This is a genomic window from Pseudomonas sp. P42, from assembly GCF_017973755.1.
GTDB classification, from domain to species: Bacteria; Pseudomonadota; Gammaproteobacteria; order Pseudomonadales; family Pseudomonadaceae; genus Aquipseudomonas; species Aquipseudomonas iridis.
The window spans coordinates 530,194-553,322 of sequence record NZ_JACOPU010000006.1 but is presented as its reverse complement, the minus strand read 5'-3'; the positions used below and the strand labels follow the sequence as shown (position 1 = coordinate 553,322).

The 23,129-nt window shown below is 55.6% G+C and carries 21 protein-coding genes and 1 pseudogene; 4 read left to right on the top strand and 18 right to left on the bottom strand.

Going from position 1 to position 23,129, the window contains the following annotated elements:
- Positions 1 to 176: 176 nt before the first annotated feature.
- On the bottom strand, positions 177 to 512 hold the full coding sequence (locus tag H8B20_RS21835; protein ID WP_210624579.1) for a DUF2834 domain-containing protein: 336 nt from the start codon (positions 510 to 512) through the stop codon (positions 177 to 179).
- Between the two features lie 361 nt (positions 513 to 873).
- On the opposite strand from H8B20_RS21835, the pseudogene ilvA reads away from it, so the two are divergent.
- Positions 874 to 1,857, top strand: a pseudogene (gene ilvA / locus H8B20_RS21830) (threonine ammonia-lyase, biosynthetic); the annotation flags it as partial.
- A 30-nt stretch (positions 1,858 to 1,887) separates the two neighbouring features.
- Here the strand turns inward: ilvA and H8B20_RS21825 are convergent.
- Positions 1,888 to 2,193: an NIPSNAP family protein gene (locus tag H8B20_RS21825; protein ID WP_042559313.1), complete on the bottom strand. Its 306-nt coding sequence runs from the start codon at positions 2,191 to 2,193 to the stop codon at positions 1,888 to 1,890.
- 21 nt (positions 2,194 to 2,214) lie between these two features.
- Entirely contained in the window at positions 2,215 to 2,700 is a 486-nt protein-coding gene (eco, locus tag H8B20_RS21820) for a serine protease inhibitor ecotin (protein WP_042559312.1), read from the bottom strand.
- Between the two features lie 371 nt (positions 2,701 to 3,071).
- Here eco and H8B20_RS21815 point away from each other — a divergent pair, with 371 nt between their 5' ends.
- Positions 3,072 to 3,341 carry a DUF1652 domain-containing protein gene (locus H8B20_RS21815; RefSeq protein ID WP_042559311.1) on the top strand — a complete coding sequence of 90 codons (270 nt, stop codon included), beginning with the start codon at positions 3,072 to 3,074 and terminating at the stop codon, positions 3,339 to 3,341.
- On the opposite strand, the gene H8B20_RS21810 is transcribed toward H8B20_RS21815, so the two are convergent.
- The gene (locus tag H8B20_RS21810) at positions 3,338 to 3,736 is read right to left on the bottom strand and encodes a hypothetical protein (RefSeq protein WP_042559310.1); all 399 of its coding nucleotides are present in this window, start codon (positions 3,734 to 3,736) and stop codon (positions 3,338 to 3,340) included. The two genes, H8B20_RS21815 and H8B20_RS21810, sit on opposite strands and share 4 nt — an antisense overlap.
- Positions 3,737 to 3,825: 89 nt before the next feature.
- Positions 3,826 to 4,095 carry a DUF2790 domain-containing protein gene (locus H8B20_RS21805; protein ID WP_042559309.1) on the bottom strand — a complete coding sequence of 90 codons (270 nt, stop codon included), beginning with the start codon at positions 4,093 to 4,095 and terminating at the stop codon, positions 3,826 to 3,828.
- A 495-nt stretch (positions 4,096 to 4,590) separates the two neighbouring features.
- On the opposite strand from H8B20_RS21805, the gene H8B20_RS21800 reads away from it, so the two are divergent.
- Positions 4,591 to 4,887 (top strand): hypothetical protein, encoded by a 297-nt coding sequence (locus H8B20_RS21800; protein WP_200617687.1) that lies wholly within the window; start codon positions 4,591 to 4,593, stop codon positions 4,885 to 4,887.
- A gap of 322 nt (positions 4,888 to 5,209) precedes the next feature.
- On the opposite strand, the gene H8B20_RS21795 is transcribed toward H8B20_RS21800, so the two are convergent.
- The 7 genes from H8B20_RS21795 to H8B20_RS21765 form a co-directional block, all read right to left on the bottom strand.
- On the bottom strand, positions 5,210 to 5,815 hold the full coding sequence (locus H8B20_RS21795; protein WP_228732736.1) for a tetratricopeptide repeat protein: 606 nt from the start codon (positions 5,813 to 5,815) through the stop codon (positions 5,210 to 5,212).
- On the bottom strand, positions 5,812 to 6,108 hold the full coding sequence (locus H8B20_RS21790) for an SEL1-like repeat protein (RefSeq protein ID WP_210624577.1): 297 nt from the start codon (positions 6,106 to 6,108) through the stop codon (positions 5,812 to 5,814). Before H8B20_RS21790 ends, H8B20_RS21795 begins: the two co-directional genes overlap by 4 nt.
- A gap of 72 nt (positions 6,109 to 6,180) precedes the next feature.
- A complete protein-coding gene (locus tag H8B20_RS21785; protein WP_210624638.1) occupies positions 6,181 to 7,155 on the bottom strand; it encodes a tetratricopeptide repeat protein in 975 nt (324 codons plus the stop codon).
- Positions 7,156 to 7,230: 75 nt separating this feature from the next.
- Entirely contained in the window at positions 7,231 to 8,205 is a 975-nt protein-coding gene (locus tag H8B20_RS21780) for a tetratricopeptide repeat protein (RefSeq protein WP_210624576.1), read from the bottom strand.
- Positions 8,206 to 8,223: 18 nt separating this feature from the next.
- The gene (locus H8B20_RS21775; protein ID WP_228732735.1) at positions 8,224 to 11,511 is read right to left on the bottom strand and encodes a hypothetical protein; all 3,288 of its coding nucleotides are present in this window, start codon (positions 11,509 to 11,511) and stop codon (positions 8,224 to 8,226) included.
- Between the two features lie 33 nt (positions 11,512 to 11,544).
- Positions 11,545 to 12,408: a DUF4123 domain-containing protein gene (locus H8B20_RS21770; RefSeq protein ID WP_210624574.1), complete on the bottom strand. Its 864-nt coding sequence runs from the start codon at positions 12,406 to 12,408 to the stop codon at positions 11,545 to 11,547.
- The gene (locus H8B20_RS21765) at positions 12,399 to 14,447 is read right to left on the bottom strand and encodes a type VI secretion system Vgr family protein (RefSeq protein WP_210624573.1); all 2,049 of its coding nucleotides are present in this window, start codon (positions 14,445 to 14,447) and stop codon (positions 12,399 to 12,401) included. The genes H8B20_RS21770 and H8B20_RS21765 overlap by 10 nt, the downstream gene beginning before the upstream one ends.
- 374 nt (positions 14,448 to 14,821) lie before the next feature.
- On the opposite strand from H8B20_RS21765, the gene H8B20_RS21760 reads away from it, so the two are divergent.
- A complete protein-coding gene (locus H8B20_RS21760; RefSeq protein ID WP_210624572.1) occupies positions 14,822 to 16,123 on the top strand; it encodes an OprD family porin in 1,302 nt (433 codons plus the stop codon).
- 173 nt (positions 16,124 to 16,296) lie between these two features.
- On the opposite strand, the gene H8B20_RS21755 is transcribed toward H8B20_RS21760, so the two are convergent.
- The 6 genes from H8B20_RS21755 to H8B20_RS21730 form a co-directional block, all read right to left on the bottom strand.
- A complete protein-coding gene (locus H8B20_RS21755) occupies positions 16,297 to 16,917 on the bottom strand; it encodes a transglycosylase SLT domain-containing protein (protein WP_115148129.1) in 621 nt (206 codons plus the stop codon).
- Positions 16,918 to 16,963: 46 nt separating this feature from the next.
- Positions 16,964 to 17,902, bottom strand: coding sequence for a carbohydrate kinase family protein (locus H8B20_RS21750; protein WP_210624571.1), 939 nt, complete (start codon positions 17,900 to 17,902; stop codon positions 16,964 to 16,966).
- Between the two features lie 13 nt (positions 17,903 to 17,915).
- The gene (gene xylB, locus H8B20_RS21745) at positions 17,916 to 19,412 is read right to left on the bottom strand and encodes a xylulokinase (RefSeq protein WP_210624570.1); all 1,497 of its coding nucleotides are present in this window, start codon (positions 19,410 to 19,412) and stop codon (positions 17,916 to 17,918) included.
- A 156-nt stretch (positions 19,413 to 19,568) separates the two neighbouring features.
- Complete coding sequence (locus H8B20_RS21740; RefSeq protein WP_210624569.1) at positions 19,569 to 21,041, bottom strand: mannitol dehydrogenase family protein; 1,473 nt, start codon at positions 21,039 to 21,041, stop codon at positions 19,569 to 19,571.
- A gap of 19 nt (positions 21,042 to 21,060) precedes the next feature.
- Positions 21,061 to 22,164, bottom strand: a complete 1,104-nt coding sequence (locus H8B20_RS21735; protein ID WP_210624568.1) for an ABC transporter ATP-binding protein — start codon at positions 22,162 to 22,164, stop codon at positions 21,061 to 21,063.
- 127 nt (positions 22,165 to 22,291) lie between these two features.
- On the bottom strand, positions 22,292 to 23,122 hold the full coding sequence (locus H8B20_RS21730) for a carbohydrate ABC transporter permease (protein WP_150591945.1): 831 nt from the start codon (positions 23,120 to 23,122) through the stop codon (positions 22,292 to 22,294).
- Between the last annotated feature and the right edge of the window lie 7 nt (positions 23,123 to 23,129).

Sequence of the window (23,129 nt, the reverse complement as noted above, 5' to 3'; positions counted from 1 at the left end):
GGCTCCACGAAGGGACATGTCTGTGTTTGAAAAGCACAGAGCGAAATTTTCTTCATTGCATAGACAGTGACTGTTCAGGGTGCAGGTAAATTCAAGGAATATGGCGTCTGGCAAAATCCACGGGGGGGAACGAGCCTGCTCGCGAAGGCTCATTCAGCAGCAACAAGTCATCCGGATCAGCTCGGTTGACGCATATTGATCATGTTCTTGCGATCCCTCACCCCGCGAACCACCAGATACAACAACGGCCCGATCGACACAAAAACCGCCGTCAGCGACAAATAAGGCACCACCGACCAAACCGTCTGCCCACGCGAGCGGGCATCCCTGACCATCCAGACCCCGGCCAGCGTCGCCAGCAGATACAGATCAATTACCACTTGCGCGGTATCTGGCCGCGACATCAGGCTGATGCCGAAATCGATCAACGACTGCTCGGCCTGGAGCATCACCGAAACGGTGTAGCCGGTAAATGCGAGCAAAGCAGTGAGAGGCAGGGCGATAGACATCATGCGTTCATTCCTTGAAGTGATGGGCAGAACCGTCAGCCTATCGTTCGTGCCGGAAATTGGCCATTGACTTGCCATTAGCGCTCGGGCTAATTTTCAGGCCATGACTTCCACTGTATTGCGTTGCCAGCCAAGCATTATTACCGCCATTCCTCATTTGGCGGGCTAGCTCACGACTGCAGCACCCAACCCGCCCTAGAGGCGGGTTTTCATTTTCTGTCTCCCGGGTTTTAACCACGAACACCGATCCCTGCAGGAGCTGCGGCACGCTGCGATCTTTTGACTTTGGTTTATAGAATCAAAGACAAGATCAAAAGATCGCAGCCTTCGGCAGCTCCTACAGGGCGGGGTGAGTCAGGAGACGATGATGAACGACCAGCAAGCTCTGCTTGAGCACTACGTAAAAAAGATCCTTGCCGCGCCGGTGTATGACATTGCTGTGCGCACGCCATTGCAGGCCGCGCCGGCATTGTCCGAAGCGCTCGGCAATCACATCCTGCTCAAGCGCGAAGACCTGCAACCCACGTTCTCCTTCAAGATCCGCGGTGCCTACAACAAGTTGGTGCAATTGAGCGACGAGCAGAAGGCACGTGGCGTGATCACCGCGTCGGCCGGCAATCACGCGCAAGGCGTGGCACTGGCAGCGCGTGAACTGGGCATCTCGGCGACCATCGTCATGCCGTCGACCACGCCTGAACTCAAAGTACTGGGCGTGCGAAGTCGCGGTGCCGAAGCGCTGCTGCACGGCGAGAGCTTCCCCTTTGCCCTGGCACATGCGCTGAAAATGTCCGAGCAGTCAGGCCGCACCTTCGTTTCACCCTTCGATGACCCGGACGTCATCGCCGGACAAGGCACGGTTGCGATGGAAATCCTTCGTCAGCATCAAGGCGCACTGGACGCAATCTTCATCCCGGTGGGCGGTGGCGGTTTGATCGCCGGCATCGCGGCTTACGTCAAATACCTGCGCCCGGAAGTGCGCATCATTGGTGTCGAGTCAGAGCATTCGGCGTGCCTGAAAGCTGCGTTGCACGCGGGGCAACGGGTGGTTTTACCCAGCGTCGGCACCTTCGCCGACGGCGTGGCCGTGGCGCAGATCGGAGAGTACGGGTTTGAAGTGTGTCGCTTTTGCGTAGATGAAGTCATCACCGTCAGCAACGACGAACTCTGCGCGGCGATCAAGAATATCTACGACGATACGCGCTCGATCACCGAGCCTTCCGGCGCGTTGGCGGTGGCGGGGATCAAGCAATACGTGAGGCGAAGTGGTGTGCGGGATCAGACCTTCGTGGCGATCGACTCAGGCGCCAACATCAATTTCGACAGCCTGCGCCACGTCGCCGAGCGCGCCGCTGCATGCGGCTTGCCGGCGTAATGGTGGTCAGGACAGCAGGGGGCGCAGGAAGCTGCGCTCGTAACTGATAATGAATTTCTTCTCGACCAGTGACTCCACCAGCGCGGTGCTCTCTGGGTCGGTCATCGCGATATGCCGGTAGCTTTCGTAATCCGCCAGCGACGGAAAACTGAACAGGCAGTAGGCGATATTGCTCGCACCCTCGGACGGCAAAAAATAGCCGTGATGGGTGCCGCCCAGTCGCTCGACAATGCCGAGCCAGGCCTTGGCATACGCCTCAAACTCGGTCAATTGGTAAGGGTCGATCACGTATCTGACGTGGCAGGTAATCACCGATGACGCTCCTTGCTCAGGTCATTCCTGAAGGGCAGTGCCGACTTTGTCCGAGGCGGACCAGATGCGATAACGCACTTCGACGTCCGACGGAGCGTAGACCACCACCGGCAGCTTGCTGTTGTAGCGCAGCATGAAGCCGTCGCCGACGACAGGCACGAACGCGCGTTTTTTCTGCGAGCCGGATGGGCAGGCCATCATCGTGCTCATCGGGCCAATGACTGTTTCCAGTCGGTAGAACGGGTAACCCCAGCCTTCGAGGTTTTTCTCGTCCAGCATCCCGCCGAGGCGTTGAAGATTGCAGTCCACTTCAAGGGTTTTGCCCGCGAGAATCTCGACCTGGAAATTCTCTTCCTTGTCCTGCTTGGGCAGATGAATGACCTGTCGGGTGAAGCCGGTCTCTGCCTTGGGATATGGCGCGACATCTTCCAGTTTGGCCGCTTGGGCGAGACTGGACAGGCTGGCGATCATCAGGCCGACGGTCGCGTAAGCTTGGAAAGAACCCATAAAAGCCTCCTTGCAGGTGTAGTGTGGTTGAGCGCCATTCTTACTGTCACCGACGCTGAATGCAAACTGCGACCGACATGCAATTTGCAGTGCCTCGATAGGCGATTCATGCAATTTGCAACTGGCTCAATGCTGGCCCTCTTGGCAAGTGCTTGATTTCGCTAGGGTCAAAACGATCTGATGAGAGGCACGCTTTATGCGTCTATTTGGTGCAGCGTACCGGGTTCGGACGCCTACACTCCAAGAGGCATTTCGCCGTACCACCGTTTGCTACACCCAAGGAATCAGCGGGGATACACCCGTGCAGGGGCAGCAAAAACGGTCAACGTGAAGAGTTGATTGGCAGTCTCATCAATAAGGAGAGGTTCACCATGTTTCTTTCTGCCTTGGAACTACGCAACATCATTGAAAGCAGCTTTCTGCCCAAACGTTGCCAATGCACGCTGTCGCCGGACCTGTCGATGACCGTCAAGGTTTTTGGCGATCACAAGACCGATCAGGTCGATCTGCTCGTTAGTGACATCGATGCCAGCCACCTCAATGGCTGTCGTGAAATCAACGACCTGATCGCCGGGTTGCGTTCGGAACTTGCGCAAAAAGCATTGCCGCAGCAGTACAGTCCACGATCCAGAGCCATTTAACGCACTGTTTCACCCAGTTCGACCGTCACGCGCCGGGCCTGCAAAAATCCAAGGCCCAGCGCGAACTCGACCAGCACCGCGAGCAGAATCCCGGGGCCGGCATGGCCGTTCAGCCATTCAGCAAAACCCAGCACTGCCAAACCAAAACAACCTACGATAAACCCGTTGCTCAGCGCATTACGCCCAAGCGACGGCGGTGCCTTGCGCGCCAGATAAAACATCACTCCCAACGCCGCGAACAACACTGCACTGCGCCGCGCAACAAAACCCGCGACCCCGGAAGACTCGATGCTCCAGATGGCCAACAACATATCCGGCAAAAATCCCCAGACGATCGCCAGTAGAAAACACAACAAAGACGTGAAGCTCGACAACGTGCGAAACGACAACTGCATGGCGAATCCTTGCGGCAGTGAGGCGGGCCCCGAGCATAACCCCGGGAACCCTCCAAGCCTACTGTAACGCCACAAATCAGACTTTTCTGTCAGTTCTGATAACTGCACGCGTCAGACAATTTCCGGTAGCTGATTTCCTGAGGCTGCCCGTTGTTATTGATGTACTTCATGTTGGCAGTGATCACCTTGCAATCCATCGTTGGCGGCTCGGTGAGCGACACCACTTTCGCCACATGCAGCGGCATACCGTAATGATAGGGAACGGCGCTGGACGAAGTGGACGTGTCATTGGCCTGGGCCAGCCCGGCGAACGCGGTAGAGGCGAGGGCGGTGGTGAGCAGTAGCGTGCGAATGTTCATGGTGCGACTCCCGTACGACGGATGAGAGTTCGGCGCAATGTAGCCGAACCTGCCGCACTGGGCGTCAGCGAAGGGCTGAGGGCGTGCGGTTCAGTAGAGTTTTTGACCACGGCGTTAAGCGATGATTAACCGAGTTGAATGCCGGTTGTCAGGGAACGGGGCGATTTCCGCGGGAGGGAGTGCGGATTCCTACAAGGACAGATGCCTTGTCTGCTTTCGGCAGCTGGAGTGGGGCGGGTATGGTTCGGTGTCGCTGCAAAATCAGCGATTCGGGTTTGGTCACCTGATAACTTCCCCCCATTGCAGATGTGCCATCATTTGCGCTGCGGACATCTATGTCCTTGCGGTGCATTGCTGTGGCGGCTGTGTGCAGGACGCCTTCGGGCGAGCTGAGTTTGGGGTTGTTCTCGGTTGACCAAGCCTGCATACAGTCCGCCTCCCACTGTTTGGTCACAGTGCTGGCGGTTACTATCGCCCCAGTCTGAGTAACCACCTATGCCAATAATTAAACCGCTGCAAAACCGCTATCTCGCCCTCAACAGCAACGTTACCGAAAGTCCAACGCTGCTCATCGACACCGAAGCCAACCCCAAAGACATCCTCGAAGCCGCCGTCCAGCGCGTCCGCGCCTCGGCCGACCTGCTCGAAACCCTGCATTGCCTCTGTTTCAAACACGCCGATGTCGAGGACATTCCGCACATTACGCATGCGTTGTATCTGCTGGTTCAGGACGGCAATGATCTACTGCAGGTTGCGCAGCAGCAGATGTTGAACTGGAAGGCGCCGGTATAGAGACTGGTTGCACGCTCTAGCATTCACGGGCGGAAGCGCTTTCTGCCCGTGCTTACGCTGGTGTGGCTTGATTTGCAGACGTCAGCATGGCGCCGGGCGTACGGAGTAGGGCGAGGATCTTGGGGTGGCGTAGCAGAGCAGCAAGGCCAGTACACTCAGAGCTACTTGTCTCCGGCGCCAGGTTCGTTTTCGGCGTGCTGCCTCAGCAATATCTATCAAGTGCATAAAGTCCAGAGGCTGAAGATTAAATTCTGGTTTTGCGCCTAGAGTGTGTGTTTCTCATCGACTGGAGTAGCAAGCTAAATGCTGTGTTTTTCATGTGTTAACGACTTAGTTTTTCAGGAAAAAAAGACAGCGGAGGGTGAGTCAGTGCCCACTTTTTCGAGAGTTCGTTTGCTTCTGCTAGTTGCGAGCTTGTTAGTTTTGCTGCAATGATTGGAAGTTTGTATTTAACATTAACCTGCATTCCACCGCCACCATCCAATGTTTGAAGTGAAGATACGAGCGAGTATCCTTTCACAGGATCGTATGGGAAACCAAATGAATCAGGCTCGTGAGCAAGATATGATCCGAAGTTGTAGACGGATTCAGCATTGCCTACTAGAGCTGCTTGTTCATTCCAATATCGAAAGCCGTCGATATCGCCTTTTTCATAAAGAAGGGCTGCGTATTCCATCATCGATTTAGGGTTTCCGTTCTCGGATGATAGTTTGAACCATTTTTCCACTTCTTTAGAACGATTCCAAGGTAAAAACAACCCTTTGCCTTGCTTGTATAAGACTGCCAGCCAATATTGCGCTTGGGAGTTTCCGGCGATCGCTGATTTCTCAAGCCAAGAGTCATCTAATGTAACTTCGTACATAATATACATTGCTTCTGCGCTACCGCTTTTTGCTTTTTTTGAAGCTTGATTCTTTGCTTCGTTCAACCACTCAATTGGCTCTTTCTGAGGAGGAGTACAGCCTTTAACGATATCGCATAAATTTCGATTCGACCGAGTTGTATCATTGCGTACAGATCACCTTGATTTGCTGAAGCTTCATACCAACTTCTTGCATCGGGATCTACGTAATGGTTTTTTGTTCTCAAGGCTTCGGCTAAATAATATTGTGCTTCGTGATCACCGGCCTCTGCTGCAATTGTAAGAAAAGGAATGGCGGAGATCGCTTTGTGCTGGTTGTAGAGTACGATTCCATTATCTTTAGCAGATCGCTGCTGCAAAGTGAGTGAGCCTGTGCGTACGAAGGAAGCAAGGCGATCAATAGCAGTGCGCCGGCTAAACTCTTCATGAGATTATTGACTTAACTTGTCTGGAAAAAAAGAAAGAGGAGCATGGGTGGATTTCCATTTTTTTGCGAGCTGCTTGCCTTCTGTAATTTGATCGGCTGTCATCTTAGCTTCAATTTTTAGAAGTTTTCTTTCCACTCTAGCTTGTAATCCGCCACCGCCATCTAGTTCCTTCAACGTATAAACGAGTGCATATCCTTTGATAACGTCGAATGGAAAACCATAGGTGTCTGGCTCATGAGCAAGATCAGATCCGTAACCATATACCGTTGTGGCATAACCTGCTAAAGCCGCTTGTTCGTTCCAGTGGCGGAATCCTTCTAGATCACCCTCCTCATAAAGAAGGGCTCCGTATTCCATGATGGAAGGTGGGTATCCACCCTCAGCTGAAGCCTTGAATAGTTTTTCAACAGCTTCGGAACGTTTCCATGGCAGAAAAAAACCATCCCCTTGTTTGAAGCTAGTGGCCAATAAGTACTGTGAGATGTGGTGGTTTTTCGCGGCAGATTTTTGTAGCCAAGTTTTATCTAATGTTAGTTCGTACATGATGTACATGGCTTCAGCGTTTCCATCCTCAGCCTTAGGGTGAGCCAGGCTATATGCCTTGTTTAACCAATCTGAAGGTTTTTTTTCTGTGGTTGGACAGTCATTTGCTAGTTTACACGGATCATTTTTATCTCGTCCAAGCTGAATCATTGCATAGAGATCCCCTTGAGTGGCTGCGGCTTCATACCACTTTTTAGCTTCAGGGTTCATATAGCTATTTTTCTGTCTTAACGACTCAGCAAGGTAATATTGTGCCTCATGGTCTCCGGCTTCTGCCGCGACTCGAAGTAAAGGAGTTGCGGAGACACCTTTGAGCTGGTTGTAAAGAATTATACCCTGCTGCTTTGCGAGCGATTGTTCAATATTCAGCTCGGCGGCTGCCTGGTTTATACCCATGAGTACTAGCGCGGACGACAAAAATACTATAAGGCGCATCTTGTTTTTCAAAAAAAGGATAAACCTCTAAGCAGCATGGTCAGACTCTTTGTGGGGTGAAGATCTTGATCCAAACTAGAAACCTAGTTTTTCTGGAAAGAACGAAAGGGGCGGATGCGTAGACTTCCATTCAGCGGCGTACTTTTTTGCTTCTTCGATTTGAGCAGCGGTCATTTTTTCTGCTATTTCGGGCAGCATTTCATCGACGTAAACTTGAATGTTTCCACCTCCATCTAGCTCTTTAAGGAGAGATGTCAACGCGTAACCTTTTATCAGATCTAACGGATATTCAACTTTATTAGGGGTGTGTGCGATATATGCACCGTAGGTGGCGACAGCATCCTGATAGCCAGTATTCGCTGCTACCTCCAGCCAATGGCGAACGCCTTCAAGATCATTTTTTTGAAAAAGAATCGCGACATATTCCATCATGGCTTTAGGAAACCCTCCCTCGGAGGCATCCTTCAATAATTTTTCTTCAGCGTCTTTTCGTTTCCAAGGCAACAAAAATGTGCCTTTGCCCTCGGCGTAACGATTGGCAAGCAACCACTGCGAAGGCGCATATCCAGTCGCAGCGGCTTTTTCAAGCCATTGTAAATCTGCTGTTGCATTGTAGAGAACTGCCATTGCCTCGCCATCGCCCTTCAATGCGTGTGGTTCTGCCGTTTTTATAAGAAGGCCGAGCCAGTCGGCCGGCTTCTTACTTCCTTGTGGACATTGATTTCCTACTGAGCATAAATCACTGGCGGTCGTGGCGAGCTTAAACATTGCATAGTAATTTCCTTGAGAGGCAGAGGCTTCGTACCATTTTTGTGACTCGGCCGTCATTCTCTGCTTCTGCTGGCGTATTTCCTCCGCTAAATAAAATTGTGCATCTTGATCTCCAGCATCTGCAGCTATGCGCAATTCGGGCTCAGCGTACTTTAACTGATTAAAAAGCATGATTCCGCGATCTTTTGCGCTTTGTTCGGCGGGAGATAATTGAGCGAAAGCAAAGCTGGAAAATACTATCGTAAATGCAGCAAATATTTTAGTTGGTTTACGCATCATTTTGGCTGCTCTAAAAATTTATGAGTTTGGTGCGATGTAGGTTGCTTTTCCGCCAGGGACAAAGGTTTTGCCATAGTATTGAATGCGATGGCACGACCCATCTAAACGGCTACCCAATATGCTCACATGCGTTTTGTAGCGGGAGCGCATTCTATCGTTTTGAATACCGAACATTCTCTGAACGGATTCAGCCATGAAGTTATCCATTCTTAGTCTATTTTCGCAATAGGTTTGTTCTGCTGCGCTTGGATCCTTTGTCCCGAAGCGGTTCATACTCATACATGCTTCTTCAAACTGTGCCTGTGCAAGCGATACAGTTCCCTGGGCTTTGGCTTGGCCTAAAATCAAACCAATTATTCGTTCTATAGCTTGTTGCTGAAGTAGATGGCACTCATTTGCTGAATAGGTTTTTTCAATGGGTTTGCCATCCACGCCATATTCTCTGATCTTGAATTCTTCTGCATTGGAAATCAGGGTCATAAACATGGGGCCGAGTGCGCCCGGAGTCGCCGATAAAATCCATTGATCCATTTCTGCCTGGTTACGATAGTTCATGATCGTATGGGCTATGGATGCGCCTCGTCCGCCCCCGGTCAAAGCCTCATACAGCGACATAGCCATGTCAACGCCTTGCATATAGACCATGGCCACTTCCATACCGGCTACGCCAAGAAAATTCAACTTGTCGATGTAATCTGCTGCCTCATCCTCAACGAAGATCAGGGATTTATCCTGATTTTTGTGCATTTCGCGACGCAGGAGGTTAATCAGGTCAGTAACGCCGTCGTAACCGACTTCGAACTGGAACTCGCCACCGGCGCCAGCACCTACGATCAGTGATGCCTTGAACCTCAGGATAAATCGACCTTCATGCAACGAAATAGCCAGATCGGCGCTAGCGCCAACGCCGTACGCGCCGGTGAAGCCGGCAGTGAGCCTTGCGAGGCTGAACCACTGGCTGGCTTTTGAGCTATTAGCGCTGCCTGCCATTCCAGTAGACGGCGCGGTTCGCAGTGCGGCGATATCCTTTGGCGGCGCCCAGTTCAGGGCTCCGGTGAGTAATATTCCGGCCTGCACACCGGCAAAAAGGTTGAATTGCGCTTTCGCACCATCCTCAACTCTTATTTTGGCGGCGTCGCCGGTTAGTGCTGGCTCGCCGCGTACGGTCGCTGCTGTTGCTTTTGAAGTCTCCGGTCGTTTCGCGTCGGAGATTTCCGGAAGGTTCAAGCCGCCCTGAACATTTGCTCTGCCTAGCTGAATGCTAGAGGAGAGCAGTAGCGTCGCTCCTGTGTAGCCCCAAGCTCTTGCACCTAGGTGTAGAGAAAACCTGCCGAGGTTTAAGTTTTTGCGGTTTTTTTCATAATCCAGGTAGGGAATCAGAATGTCTTGAGCCTGGTCTCTTCCCGGAAGATCCATTTTCATCAATTCAACTTCACCCCGAGCGAGATCGACTCCAAAGCTAGCTTGTGCACTGGCGGACGCCTTGAAGTTGTCCGATACGCTGAACGACGGGCCACTTACCTTCGCAGCGGCATGGATTGTTGACTGTGGAGGCGTCAGGCATCGCACCAGTTGAGCTTGGGGGCTGTTGTCGAACAGGCGCAATGAGCTTCTGATTTCCTCTTTGAATAGAAGTTGTCGTAGCCGAAGCCCCCATTCCTTGCGGGCGCCAGCGTCATCAAGCGTTTCGACTTTGTAGTTTTTCGATTTCAGGTAAGTGTGGAAGATTTCAACATCGAACCATCCTTTTTCGTCAAACCAGTTACCTTCCTGATCTTTGATCGCTAACGCACCCTGAAGGCGCAGCCACTCATGGAATGGATTGTCCTCGCTGTCTTCGCCTGATTTGCCATTGCTGCTCCCCGGTGCTTTAAGCAAATCACCTGCTGCGGTGGCACCGACTTTTTTCCAGGCATCGCCCAATACCTTGCCGATGCCTTCCAGATTCAGGAGGCTCAGGTGTTTGACTGGCGAATTCGGACTATTGAACAGCGCGACTTCGCGTAGAGGGAAGCCCGCTTTGACCAAGCGTTCTTCAGGTTTCGGCTGGAATTGTTCCGGTTCCCACAGCAGGTGCCGTAGAGGCAATGCAGCGGCGACGGCGGCCTCCGCATCCTCTTGCAGCTTTACGCGAGCTTGTTGAATGCGCTGCCACTCTGCCTGCTCTGATTCAACGATACCTGCGGGAGCAGCTACGTTCTGTCCGCTTGCGTCTATCCATGCCTTGTATTTGGTACGAATCTGCTCAGTCAGCTTGAGCTGCTGCTGTTCCATTTCCAGGTAGGATTTGAATTTCTCGATGCCTGCACTGATTTCTCCGCTTTCAGGAATAAGTGCAAACTCGGGAAGCGCTAAGCCGTAGTCGGCCACTTTTAAGATCGAGTCAATGTAAGCGGCGAAATCTTTCTCCATTTTCTTTCGATTACTGGCGACGTCCGCCAGATAACCACACATTCGGGCTTTTCCATCGATTACACAGTTGGTCGCGTCTAGATAGGCTTTTTTGTTTTTCTGAAAGTCTTCTTCTTTCAGCGTAGTTAGCTTGCCGCTGGTCATTAGTGCTGCTCGGGCTTTCAGATATGTCTGAACACGATTGCGTGCTTCCAAGGCGCCAGGGGAAAACAGGTTGCCGCTTTCGTAGATATAGCCTTCAACCTTGGCTTGAGCGATAGCAACAGTTTTTAGCTTTTTCCATTCGCTGTAGAGTCGTTGCAGTTTCCGTCCTTCGGAATTGACTTCCAGCAGGCTTGCTTGCTGTTGGTCAGCCAGTGCACGATTGCGCGCGTATTCGCTCTGATCCGCTTGTTTGTCGATTGCAGTGGCGTTTTTTGCTTCTCTGCTGACGGCCTTCAGGCGCATGGCCATCGTTGGTTGAGCGATGTCAGGTTCTTGGGCTTCAATTTCCTGCATACGACTTTTCTGTTCGCCTTGCAGAAAATTGGTCAGCTTCGGCTCAAGGAAGTATTCCAGCAGCCCTGCAGTATTCATGCCGGCAAGACGTTCTGCTGGTGATTTGCTCGCGCTGATATGTCCCTCAAGTTCACTCATCGCCTCTTTGATCGCGCTAGCGGCGCGTTCGGGCAGAAGATAGAACATTTTTTCTTTGGTGGCGTAAATCACTTCACCATAGGTGGTCGAGCAAGGCGTTTTTACTTTGTCGAACGCGTTGGAGCAACTGACAGGCGCTTCAGGTTGGGGATCAAGTTCCAGAGCAGGCTTGCTTTCGACAGGTGTCGCTGAGGTCGAAGCGCCTGCAGCATTGGCGTTGAGGTCTACCTTGGGTGCTTCTGAGATATCAGTTTCCATTTCGCTTCCATTCATTCTTTACGGACGGGGTCATCAAGCAGCGCTGGTGGCGAGTTGCTGCAGCTGCTGAACTTTGATGAACGACTCTTCCCTGGATTGCAGGATGGTCATTGCCTGTGGCTGCGTTTCCAGCAGTGGGCCGTTGGTGATCTGGCCCAGTTTCAGTAAATGACGACCTTCGTAAATGTTGTGGGCAACCAATACCTTAAGGTTTTCCACGAGGTTGGGCAGTTGTTCGTCGGTTGGTTCGCCGTAAACAGCGTATTGCTCGTCTGCCCAGTAAACCCAACCCAGATGCTCTTGAACCGTTGGTGCGGCTTGCGGCAGGTTGAACGCTGAGACGTCGCCCAGCCATTCGAGTTCCGAGACGGGGCGCCACCTCAGCCATGTTCCGCGATTACGGCCAAAGTGAACCGGCGCAGGGCTGTATACGTGCTGCCAGGGGCCGAAGAGTTGGTGCGAGTTTTCACCTGCGGTGTAGGCCAGAGCGGCCCATAGGCTGGGTTTGTGGAAACTCAACAAGCTTTGGCCACCGGAGCCGTCGTTGGCGCGCAGCAGCCAGCGGGCATGGGCGAGTGCTTTGGCAGGGTCGTCGGTGGTCAGTGCGATACCGGCGAAGTTTTCTTCGCAGAGTTTTGCCGCTTCCGCAGCCACGCGACTGCCCCATGGTGCAGTCAGCCATAACGGGCCCTCCGCAGCCATTTCAGCGAAGTCGGTGTCGAGGAACAGACCTTGGCAGTTGATAGGCTCACCGAGGCGGTAGAGGCGGCTCGTTGCTTCTGGCTGACGTGTGCGGTCGATTATGAAACACAGCGTCGGGCCGGCGCTTTCTCTTGGCAATTGGTCGAATGCGTGGCGCGGGGCATCGAGGAGGGCGCTTAGCGCTTTTACATGCATGTGCAATCCTTACGGCTGCAAGCGCCGTTACTTTGTTTTCCGCACAACGGTGTAATGCCTGACTCATTCAAACGGACGGGGAGCGGTGCTTTGCCCGCCTTATCCGCATCCGCCACCTTCATCGGCCCCGGAAGCAACGGAGCGGCAGGCGTCCCAACCCCAGGTGCACCGCCGGTGTTCACCTTCACCTCAGCACCGCTAATGGTCACGCCGCCTGCATCAACCTTGACGAAACTCCCGCCAGCCTTGGCAGTGAGTTCCATCGCGCCTTCAATCACCACCCTCTCACCAGCGTGGTAATGAATCTCCGTCCCGGCCTCAACAAACTGCGCAGTCCCCACTTTCACATGCTGAGTCACCGCAACCGTCAGGTGATCATCCGCACGCATTTCGCTTTTACGATCCAGATGCGTAATCCGGTGTTCTTCAACCTTGAACTCGCTCAGGGTGTTGGCTTCAACGGTGTCGTGCCGTTCGTTGCCCACACGAATCTTCTGGTCGTGCTCGATGTTTTCGTCCCAATCGCGCTGGGCGTGGATGTAGATCTGCTCCACACCCTTTTTGTCTTCGATGCGAAATTCGTTGTAGCCCTTGCCGCCCGGTGAGCTCAGGGTTTTGAAGGTGCTGCGGGTTTTGTTTGCCGGCAGGTCGTAGGGGACGACGTTTTCCTTGTGGTACAGGCAGCCGGTGACGAGTGGCTGGTCGGGGTCGCCTTCGAGGAAGGTGACGAGGACTTCCATGCCGATGCGCGGGATGGCGATGCCGCCGTAGGCTGCGCCGGCCCAGCCACTGGCGACGCGCATCCAGCAGGTGGTTTTATCGTCGGCCTGGCCGTCGCGGTCCCAGTGGAACTGGACTTTGATGCGGCCGTACTGGTCGCAGTGGATTTCTTCGCCGGCCGGGCCGGTGACGACGGCAGTCTGGCTGCCGAGGACTTTAGGTTTCGGGTGTTCGAGGGCAGGGCGGTAGTGCGCGTCCCACGGGGTGGCGATGAAGCTGTTGCGGTAGCCCTGGTGGAAATCGCTTTTGTTGTCGGTGACGTCGCTGGTGACGTTTTCGCCGAGCACTTGCGGTTGTTTGCCTTCGTGGAAGACTTCCAGCAGCAGCCACAGGTCGTTCCACTCGGCGCGTGGGTGTTCGGCGAGGGTGAGGAAATGGCCGCTGGTGAGCGTTGGCTCGTCACCTTTGCCTTCGGCGAGTTTGTAGTCGCTGCGATGGCGTTCAAGTGCGCGAGTCGAGAGGAATTTGCCGCGCTCGCGAGTGGTGAAGCGGCCGGGGTAGTCGTAGTCCTCAAGGTCCGGAGCGAACTCGGACTTGACCGCGCCTTCGGGCAGGATCTTCGGTTTTTCGAAGTCGTAGTCGCGGCGGCTGACGCGGGTGGTGCGGGTTTCCAGGCGCAGGTTGAAGCGCTTGATGACTGGTTTGTCGGCGCTCATGCCGGAGTCTTGCTGATAGCTCACGGCTTTGAGTTTGCGGAAAACGGTCTGGTCGTCGCCGAACACCAGTTTGTGGCCGCTGCTGCTGTGCTGGAAGTGGAAGTGAATGCCTTCCTCTTCGCACAAACGCTGGATGAAATGCAGGTCGGACTCGTCGTACTGCACGCAGTAGTCGCGTTCCGGGTACTCGGCATTGAGCTGAAAGCTGTAGGCATCAGCAAGAATGCCGCGATCTTCCAGCACCTGAGCGATGATCTTCGGCACGGTCAGTTGCTGGAAAATCTGCTGATCGTGGTTGTGCCGCAGATAGGCGAGTTGCGGCACAAGGCTGATGCTGTAACGCGTCAGGGTTTTGCCGGAATCGCCTTGCTCGATGCGGTACACCAAACCGTGGATCGTGCCTTCACCGGTGGCACCAAACGTCAGCACGCCGCGCTTGTGCAGCAGCTCTTCGAGCTTGAGGTCGGGGCGAGCGCTGACCAGTTCGAGGTCAAAACGGAACGGTTCGTTGAGGGCTTCGCGACCGGTGAAGCTCAGGACTTGCAGGTCAGCGCAAACGCCTTCGAGGGTTAGGGTGATGTGGGTTGCGTTGGCGTCCAGCATGCCTTGAATTCCGTCCGTTGAATAAGCAGGAGGTGGATGTTGCAGGATTAGACCGTCTCGTTCAAGGCGCAAATGCCGTACGCCCAGCCTGTGCGGGTTATAGGGAAAACCCTTAGGACGAACGCTCGGCCCAATAAAATCGGGTATTCCCCAAAAGCATGGCTCGCCAATCTGGAGGGTTCAAACGGCAGAGCGCCGAAGAATAGCCAGTCAGTTTCAGACTAAAGTCGCCTGTAGCACGTCAAAGCCATCTGCCATCATTGCGGCTCACCCCTGCGTGTTCACTTCCTCTCGGCGCTTCATTGATCCGGGACGGGAGCTATTTTTCTGGCTTATTGCGCGTTTGCGCAAACGCTTCAATGTTGGAGTTTTTCATGCGTCCCCCATTTTTTCTCATCCCCCCGCGCCAGTCGTTTGGCTTCGGAGCCTTTGTGCTGTGCGCCGGTTTCACCGCGCAAGTGCAGGCCGGCGGATTTCTTGAAGACACCAAAGCGAAAATCGAGTCGCGCACGGTGTACTTCAACCGCGATTTCCGTGATGGGCGCACGTCCAACGATCAGGGCGCTTCCAAGCGTGAAGAGTCGGCGCAGGGCTTCATTCTTAATCTGCAATCGGGTTACACCGAGGGCACCGTGGGTTTCGGTATCGATGCGCTGGGCATGCTCGGCTTTCAACTCGATTCCAGCCCTGACCGCAGCAATAGCGGCTTGCTGCCATCGAGCGGCAACGACCCGCGCGGTTCGAAAGGCCAGTACGCCAAGATGGGCCTGACGGCGAAGGTGAAAATCTCGGACACCGTGCTGAAGTACGGCGCGCTGCTGCCGGATCTGCCGCTGCTGAAATACAACGATGGTCGTCTGCTGCCGACGATGTTCAATGGCGCAATGCTGACTTCAAAAGAAGTGAAGGACCTGACCTTCATGGCGGCGCGTTTGGACAAGTACACCGCGCGTGATTCCACCGATTCGCAAGACATCCGCGTGCACTGCAAGAACAAGCGCTACGCGTGTAACACCACCGCCGACCATTTCGACATGTACGGCTTCGACTATCAGATCAACGATCGTCTGACCGCGCAGTATCACTACGCCGAACTTGAAGACATCTATCGTCAGCATTTCGTGGGGTTGTTGGGCAATCAGCCGCTGGGCAACGGTGTATTGAAAGCTGACCTGCGCTTGCTGAAAAGTGCCGACAGCGGTGATGCAAAAGCCGGCTCAGTCGACAACCGTGCACTGAGCGGCATGCTGTCTTACGCCATCAGCGGCCACACTTTCAGTACTGGCTGGCAACGCATGAACGGTGACAACTCGATGCCGTACCTCGATGGCAGCAACCCGTATCTGGTCAACTATGTGCAAGTCAACGACTTTGCCGCTGCGCAGGAACGCTCCTGGCAACTGCGTTATGACTATGACTTCAAGGCGATCGGCATCAACGGTCTGAGTTTCCTGACGCGTTATGTGAACGGTGATCACATCAAGGTCGTGGGCAGTGATCAGGAAGGCAAAGAGTGGGAGCGTGACAGCGAGTTGAAGTACGTGATTCAGACGGGGACATTCAAGGACGTGAGTTTACGCTTGCGTAATGCGACTTACCGGACGAATTACCAGCAGTTTGCGCGGGATGTGGATGAAACACGGTTGATTGTGAGTTACAACTTTTCAGTGTTGTAAACCCTGGATTTGTAGCGCTTGAACGGTTGCCATCGCTATCAGGCTAGCTCCCACACTGGCCCTGCGCCGCACCCAAATTCCCTGTAGGAGCTGCCGAAGGCTGCGATCTTTTGATTTTCAAAAACAAGATCAAAAAGATCGCAGTCTTCGGCAGCTCCTACAGGGGTATGGATTTATAGCCAGTGCCAGAACCGACTCCAGAAACCTCGGTTGAGGTCTTCCTTGCACCCGGCATATTGCCTTGCATACATGTCGGAACGATTCTGCACCTTGCGCGCCGTCGGCATCAGCCACGCTTTGCTGGCGTAGGTCTTGTTGCGATAACCGCCCCAGCCTTCGTGATAGTTAAGGTACTGGCCATAGGCGTCGTATTTGTAGACGCCGTTGATCGAGGTGGTCTTGTCCATGTACCAGCCGACGAAGTCGATGGCGTCGTCGAAGTCTTCGCGGTCGGCCCAGTTTCTGCCGGTGCTTTTCTGGTAGTCGGACCAGACTTCATCCTTGGCCTGCGCATAACCAGAGGCGGTCGAGACGCGGCCCCACGGAATTATCCAGAGCAGGTATTTGCGTGGCGTCTTGGCGTCGTAGCGGTAACCGGACTCCTGATACATGATCGCGAACGGCACCTGGATCGGTACGCCCCAGCGCTTTTGCGTGACTTGCGCGGCGTCGTACCAATCGCTTTTTTCCCGGAAGATCTCGCAGATGTTTTCAGGCGAGCGGGGCGGCGAGGTGCCGCAGCCTGTCAACAGTGCCGCGAGTATCAATAGTCCAATCGTCTGCCGAGAATTCAAAAGCCGTCATCCTGTCATGCGCGTAAAAGGGCGACAGTTTACGCGTTCAGGCCAATTGATGACGATAGGGCAGATCCGGGCCGGTCTTGCTGCACGTCAGCGCCGCCGCTTGCACAGCGAACTTGAGCATCGCGTCGATCTGTTCGCGAGCCAATTGCTGCACGCCTTCTACCGAGTCCAGACCCTGTTCGGTCAGCCAGGTAATCAGTGCAGCCTGGAAGGTGTCACCGGCGCCAACGGTATCGGCGATCTTCACGGAACAGGCTGGCACTGACCAGGAGCCGTGGGCGCGACTGAACACGCTTGCGCCTTCACCGCCACGGGTGAGGAATACCATGTGGCAACGATGCTCCAGCCAGCCTTCGATGACCCGCTGCGGATCCTGCTCGGGATACAGCAGGCTCAAGTCTTCATCACTGACTTTGATCAGATCGGCCAGTCGCACCAGCGTGGCGATTCGTTCGCGCCACAGATCGATGTTCGGCTCGGGATTGAGGCGTACGTTGGGGTCGAGGCTGATCAGGCGTTTGCCGCTTTCACGCTGCACCAACGCCAGCAGTGTGTCGGCAATCGGCTGCACCACCAGGGAAAATGAGCCAATGTGCAAGCCGCGTACTTCGGGGCCTAGCGTAGGCAGATGCGCCAGGCTCAGTTGCCGGTCAGCGCAGCCTTCACCGCGAAAGCTGTAATGCGGCGAGCCATTGGCACACACGGCGACCATCGCCAGCGTGGTTGGTGCAGCGAAGTCCACCAGATAATCCGGGCGCACACCTTCGTCCTGCAGCACCTGTTGCAAGCGTCGGCCGAGGTAATCGGTGGACAGCCCGCCGAACAAGGCCGATTCCACACCTAAACGGCGCAAACCCACTGCGACGTTGAACGGCGAGCCGCCAGCAATCGCTTTGAAATTCACTTTCGACGCCAGACCACTGGAATCGTCTTCGCTGAAGAAATCAAACAGCGCTTCGCCACACACCAAATACATAATTGTTTGCTCTTTATAGGGTTGCGACATGCTGTTGATAGCGTTCATAAGCCTGCTGGAACGCCGCGACATTGGCGGCGATCGGCAGGGTTTCACTGTTCAGGTCGAGTTTCACGCAGCGCTGGCAGAGGTCGGCCAGCGTGTCTTCGTGGCCGTTTGACCAGGATTTGCACCACGCTGCCTGAATCGCCGCGCCGAGGGCAGCGGCTTCGCTTTGTTCGGTGCAGATCACCGGGGTGTCCATGATGTCGGCGACGATCTGCCGCCACACCGCGCTTTTCGAACCGCCGCCAATCAGGCAAATGCTGCGGCTTTGTAAACCATTGTGCCGGAGTAAATCCAGTCCATAACGCAAGCCGAAGGTCGTGCCTTCGATGGCGGCGCGGCACACATTGGCCTGCGTCAGGTTGTCCAGCGTCAAGCCGTGCAGGCTGCCGGTGGCGTGGGGCAGGGCGGGTACGCGCTCGCCGTTGAGGAATGGCAGCATACACACGCCTTCAGCCCCGATAGGGGCTTGGGCGACGAGGGTGTTGAACTGATCGAGATCGAGGTCGAACAGTTCGCGAATCGCGCCGGTGGCGTTGGTCAGGTTCATGGTGCAGATCAGCGGCAGCCAACCGCCGCTGGAGGAGCAAAAAGTCGCAACCGAAGCATCCGCACTGACCGTTGGCGCATCAGCATAGGCGTACACAGTGCCGGACGACCCGAGGCTCATGGTGATCGCGCCGGGCTGGATATTGCCGGTGCCGATGGCGCCCATCATGTTGTCACCGCCACCGCTGGACACCAATGCGTTGCGGTTGATGCCGAGGTGTTCGGCAATTGCGGGCAGGATCGTGCCTACGGCTTCGTGCGCATCGATCAACTCCGGCAACGCCGCTTGCAGGCGTCCGCTGGGGTCGATATCGCGCAACAGCTGCAAATCCCACTGGCGGCTGCGGACGTTGAAATAACCGGTGCCGGACGCGTCGCCGTACTCGCTGCAGGCTCGGCCGGTGAGCCAATAGTTGAGGTAATCGTGGGGCAGCAGGACGCGGGCGATGCGCGCGAATACGTCTGGATGTTGTTCTTTGGTCCAGAGCAGTTTTGACACGGTGTAACCCGGCGCGATGACCACGCCGAGGCGTTCCAGAGAGCCGTTTTCGCCGCCGAGGTGGGTGAGCAATCGGTCGTTTTCAGCGCTGGTTTCGGTGTCGCACCAGAGTTTGGCCGGGCGCAGGACTTCGCCTTCATCATCGAGTAGCACCAGACCGTGCTGCTGCCCGGAAACACCGATGCCGAGGATTGATTGGCCATCGACATCCGCCGCCAGCAGCGCCTGGCGGGTGGCGAGGGCGAAAGCTTCAAGCCATTGCTGAGTGTCTTGCTCGCGACGGCCATTGGCGCCGCTGATCATCGTGTGCGCCGCGGCGCCCTGGCCGAGCACCTGACCGCTGGCGGCATCGAGGATGATCGCTTTGGTGCCTTGGGTGCCGCAGTCTATGCCGAGGAAGAGTTGTCGGGTTGTCACAAGAATATCCTCAAGGAGTCAGGTCAATCCGGGTGTGGCCAATCGCTGGCAAGCCAGCTCCCACAGGGTTCTCAGTCGTTCACAAGTATTGAGTGCCATCGAGAAAATGTGGGAGCTGGCTTGCCAGCGATGACGTCGGTAGCTTCACCGCATAACTCAGGCCAGCACACGCTCCAAAGTCCGCGTAACACCCACCTCGCGCAAACTATCGCAACACCATTCAAACGCTGCGACAAATTCCACCGACCTCGGTATCGCCTTGCCGAAAATTTCCTCGACCGCCAACAAACGCTCAGTCATCGAAGCATCCTGCGCCACCAACGCCTGACAAAAAACAGCCCGCGGATCAGGAATGGAATAGGTATCGCCATTCTCATCCACGCCCTTCAAATACAACGCCCAGGCCGCCACTACCAACGCCGCGCGGCGGGTCTCGCGCCCATCGGCAATCAACCGGTTGATCGTCGGAACAGTGAACTTGGGAAACTTCGACGAACCATCCGAACACACCCGCTCAAGCTGATCGGCAATCGCTTGGTTAGAGAACCGCGCTACCAGCGTGTCTTTGTAATCGTCCAGGTCGATACCGGGCACCGGTGCCAGTTGCGGCGTGACATCCAGGTTCATGTAAGCGCGCATGTAACGCACGAACAGCGGGTCGTTCATGGTTTCGTGGACAAAGCGATAGCCCTTCAAAAAACCCAGATAGGTCAGCGCCAGATGGCTGCCGTTGAGTAATTTGATCTTCATCTCTTCGTACGGCGACACGTCGTCGGTGAACTGCACGCCAACCTTCTCCCATGCCGGACGACCATTGACGAATTTGTCTTCCAGCACCCACTGCACAAACGGTTCGCAGACCACCGGCCAGACGTCGTCCACCGCGTGTTTGTCGGCCAGTTGCAGACGGTGCGCGGTGCTGGTCATTGGGGTGATGCGGTCGACCATCGCGTTGGGGAAACTGACATTCTGCTCGATCCAGTCGCGCAGCCCCGTGTTGCGCAGGGTGGCGAAGGCCAGCAGCGCCTTGCGGGTCACCGCGCCGTTGTGCGGCAGGTTATCGCAGGACATGATCGTGAACGCCGGCGTGCCTGCGCCACGGCGTTTCTCCAGGGCCGCGCAGAGGAAACCGAACACGGTTGTCGGTGCGCCCGGGTGCGCCAGATCGTGCTGGATCTGCGGCAGGTGCGCCATGAATTCGCCGTTGCTGTCGTCGATGCAGTACCCGCCCTCGGTGATGGTCAGCGAGACGATGCGGATCTGCGGATCGGCGAGTTTGTCGATCAACGCCTGCGCGCCGTCTTCGGCCAGGAGCATGTCGCGAATCGCGCCGATGACGCGCACTTCGGTGTCATCGCTGTCGCCGAGTTCGAACAGGGTAAACAAGTAATCCTGCTCTTTGAGATCGTCGCGGGCGCGACGGTCTTCGGCGCGCAGGCCGACGCCGCAAATCGCCCAGTCCAGGGCTTCGCCGGTGTTCATCAGCGCGTCGGTGTAATACGCCTGATGCGCCCGGTGAAAGCCACCGACGCCAATGTGCGCGATGCCCTGGCGAGTGTCGCTGAGGCTGTAGGCCGGCAGTTGCACTTCGGCGGCGAGGCGGTTGAGATTCTGTTTGTTCAGTTTCATGGGAAAACTCTCGAAAAAATCAGGCAGCCGCACGCAGCGGACGGGTCAGCGCCACGCCTTCGGCATCAAATAAATGGCAGTGGGCGGCGTCCAGATAAAGATTCAGTTGCTCGCCATATCGGCTTGCCAGATCACCGCGCACACGCATGGTCAGAGCTTCGCCTGCGTTGGTTTTGACGTGGCAAAAGGTGTCGCTGCCCAGACGTTCGCTGACATCGGCGGTGACTTGCAGGGTGCAGTCGCCCGGTTGCGCCAGCTCCAGATGTTCCGGGCGAATACCCAAGGTCACAGCGCTGCCGACGCTCAGGTGCGCGGCGTTGAAAGGCAGGGTGATGCGGGTACCAGCGTCCAGCGCGACTTCGCAGCTTGGGCCACCGACGCGGGTAATCTTGCCCTTGAGGAAACCCATTTTCGGTGTGCCGAGGAAACCGGCGACGAACAGGTTGGCCGGGCTGTGATAGAGGTCCAGCGGCGAGCCGACCTGCTCGATCCTGCCGCTATTGAGCACCACGACTTTGTCGGCCATGGTCATCGCTTCGACCTGGTCGTGGGTCACGTAGATCATGGTCGCTTGCAGGTCCTTGTGCAGGCGCAGCAGTTCCAGACGCATCTGCACGCGCAGCGCGGCGTCGAGGTTGGACAGGGGCTCGTCGAACAGGAAGATTTTCGGATTGCGCACGATGGCGCGGCCGATCGCGACACGTTGACGCTGCCCGCCGGAGAGCTGTTTAGGTTTGCGCTCGAGCATCGGCCCGAGCTCAAGAATGCGCGCCGCCTCACCGACTTTCTGCTCGACTTCGGCTTTCGGCACACCGGCCAGATCGAGGGCGAAGGACATGTTCTTTTTCACGGTCATGTGCGGGTAAAGCGCGTAGGTCTGAAACACCATCGCCAGGTCGCGTTTGGCCGGGCTGACTTCGGTGATGTCGCGGCCATCCAGTTCGATGGTGCCGTCGCTGACTTCTTCCAGGCCTGCGATCAGGCGCAGCAGCGTGGACTTGCCGCAGCCGGACGGGCCGACGAAGACCACGAATTCCTTGTCGTTCACTTCCAGGTCGATGCCCTTGATGATGGAGAAACCTTCGAAGCCTTTTTGCAGATTCTTGATTTTCAGGTTGGCCATGGTGATGGGCCTCCGCATTGTTGTTTTTTTAAGATCAAAAGATCGCAGCCTGCGGCAGCTCCTACAGGGGGACGGTGTGCTCTGTGTAGGAGCTGCCGAAGGCTGCGATCTTTTGCTTCTGAAATATCTACTTCACAGCGCCAAACGACAGCCCGCGCACCAGTTGTTTCTGGCTGATCCAGCCGAAGATCAGAATCGGCGCACAGGCCAGAGTCGACACCGCCGACAACTTGGCCCAGAACAATCCTTCAGGGCTTGAGTACGAGGCGATCAACGCGGTCAGTGGTGCGGCTTTCGAGGAAGTCAGGTTCAGTGACCAGAAGGCCTCGTTCCAGCACAGGATCAGCGACAGCAGCACGGTCGAGGCGAGGCCGCCCTTGGCGATTGGCAGCAGCACGCGGACCATTTCCTGCCACAGCGTGGCGCCGTCGAGGCGGGCGGCTTCGAGGATGTCTTTGGGGATGTCCTTGAAGTAGGTGTAAACCATCCAGACCACAATCGGCAGGTTGATCAGCGTGTAGATCACGATCAGCGCGATGCGCGTATCGAGCAGGCCGAAACTCTTGGCCAGCAGGTAGATTGGCATCAGCACGCCCACTGGCGGCAGCATTTTGGTGGAGAGCATCCAAAGCAGCGTGCCTTTGGTGCGCTGGGTTTCGTAGAACGCCATCGAGTAGGCGGCCGGCACTGCAATCAGCAGGCTCAGCGCGGTGGCGCTGAAGGAAATCACCACCGAATTCCAGGCAAAACTGAAGTAGTCGCTGCGCTCGTTGATGTGCAGGTAATTCTCCAGCGTGGGCGTGAAGATGAACTGCGGCGGCGTGGCGAAGGCGTCGATTTCGGTCTTGAAACTGGTCATCACCATCCAGAAGATCGGGAAGAAAATCACGATCGCGATGGCCCAGGCCAGGGTGCCGAGCAGCAGGCTTTGCAGCCGGCGGGATTGTTGAAGAGTCATGGCAGGC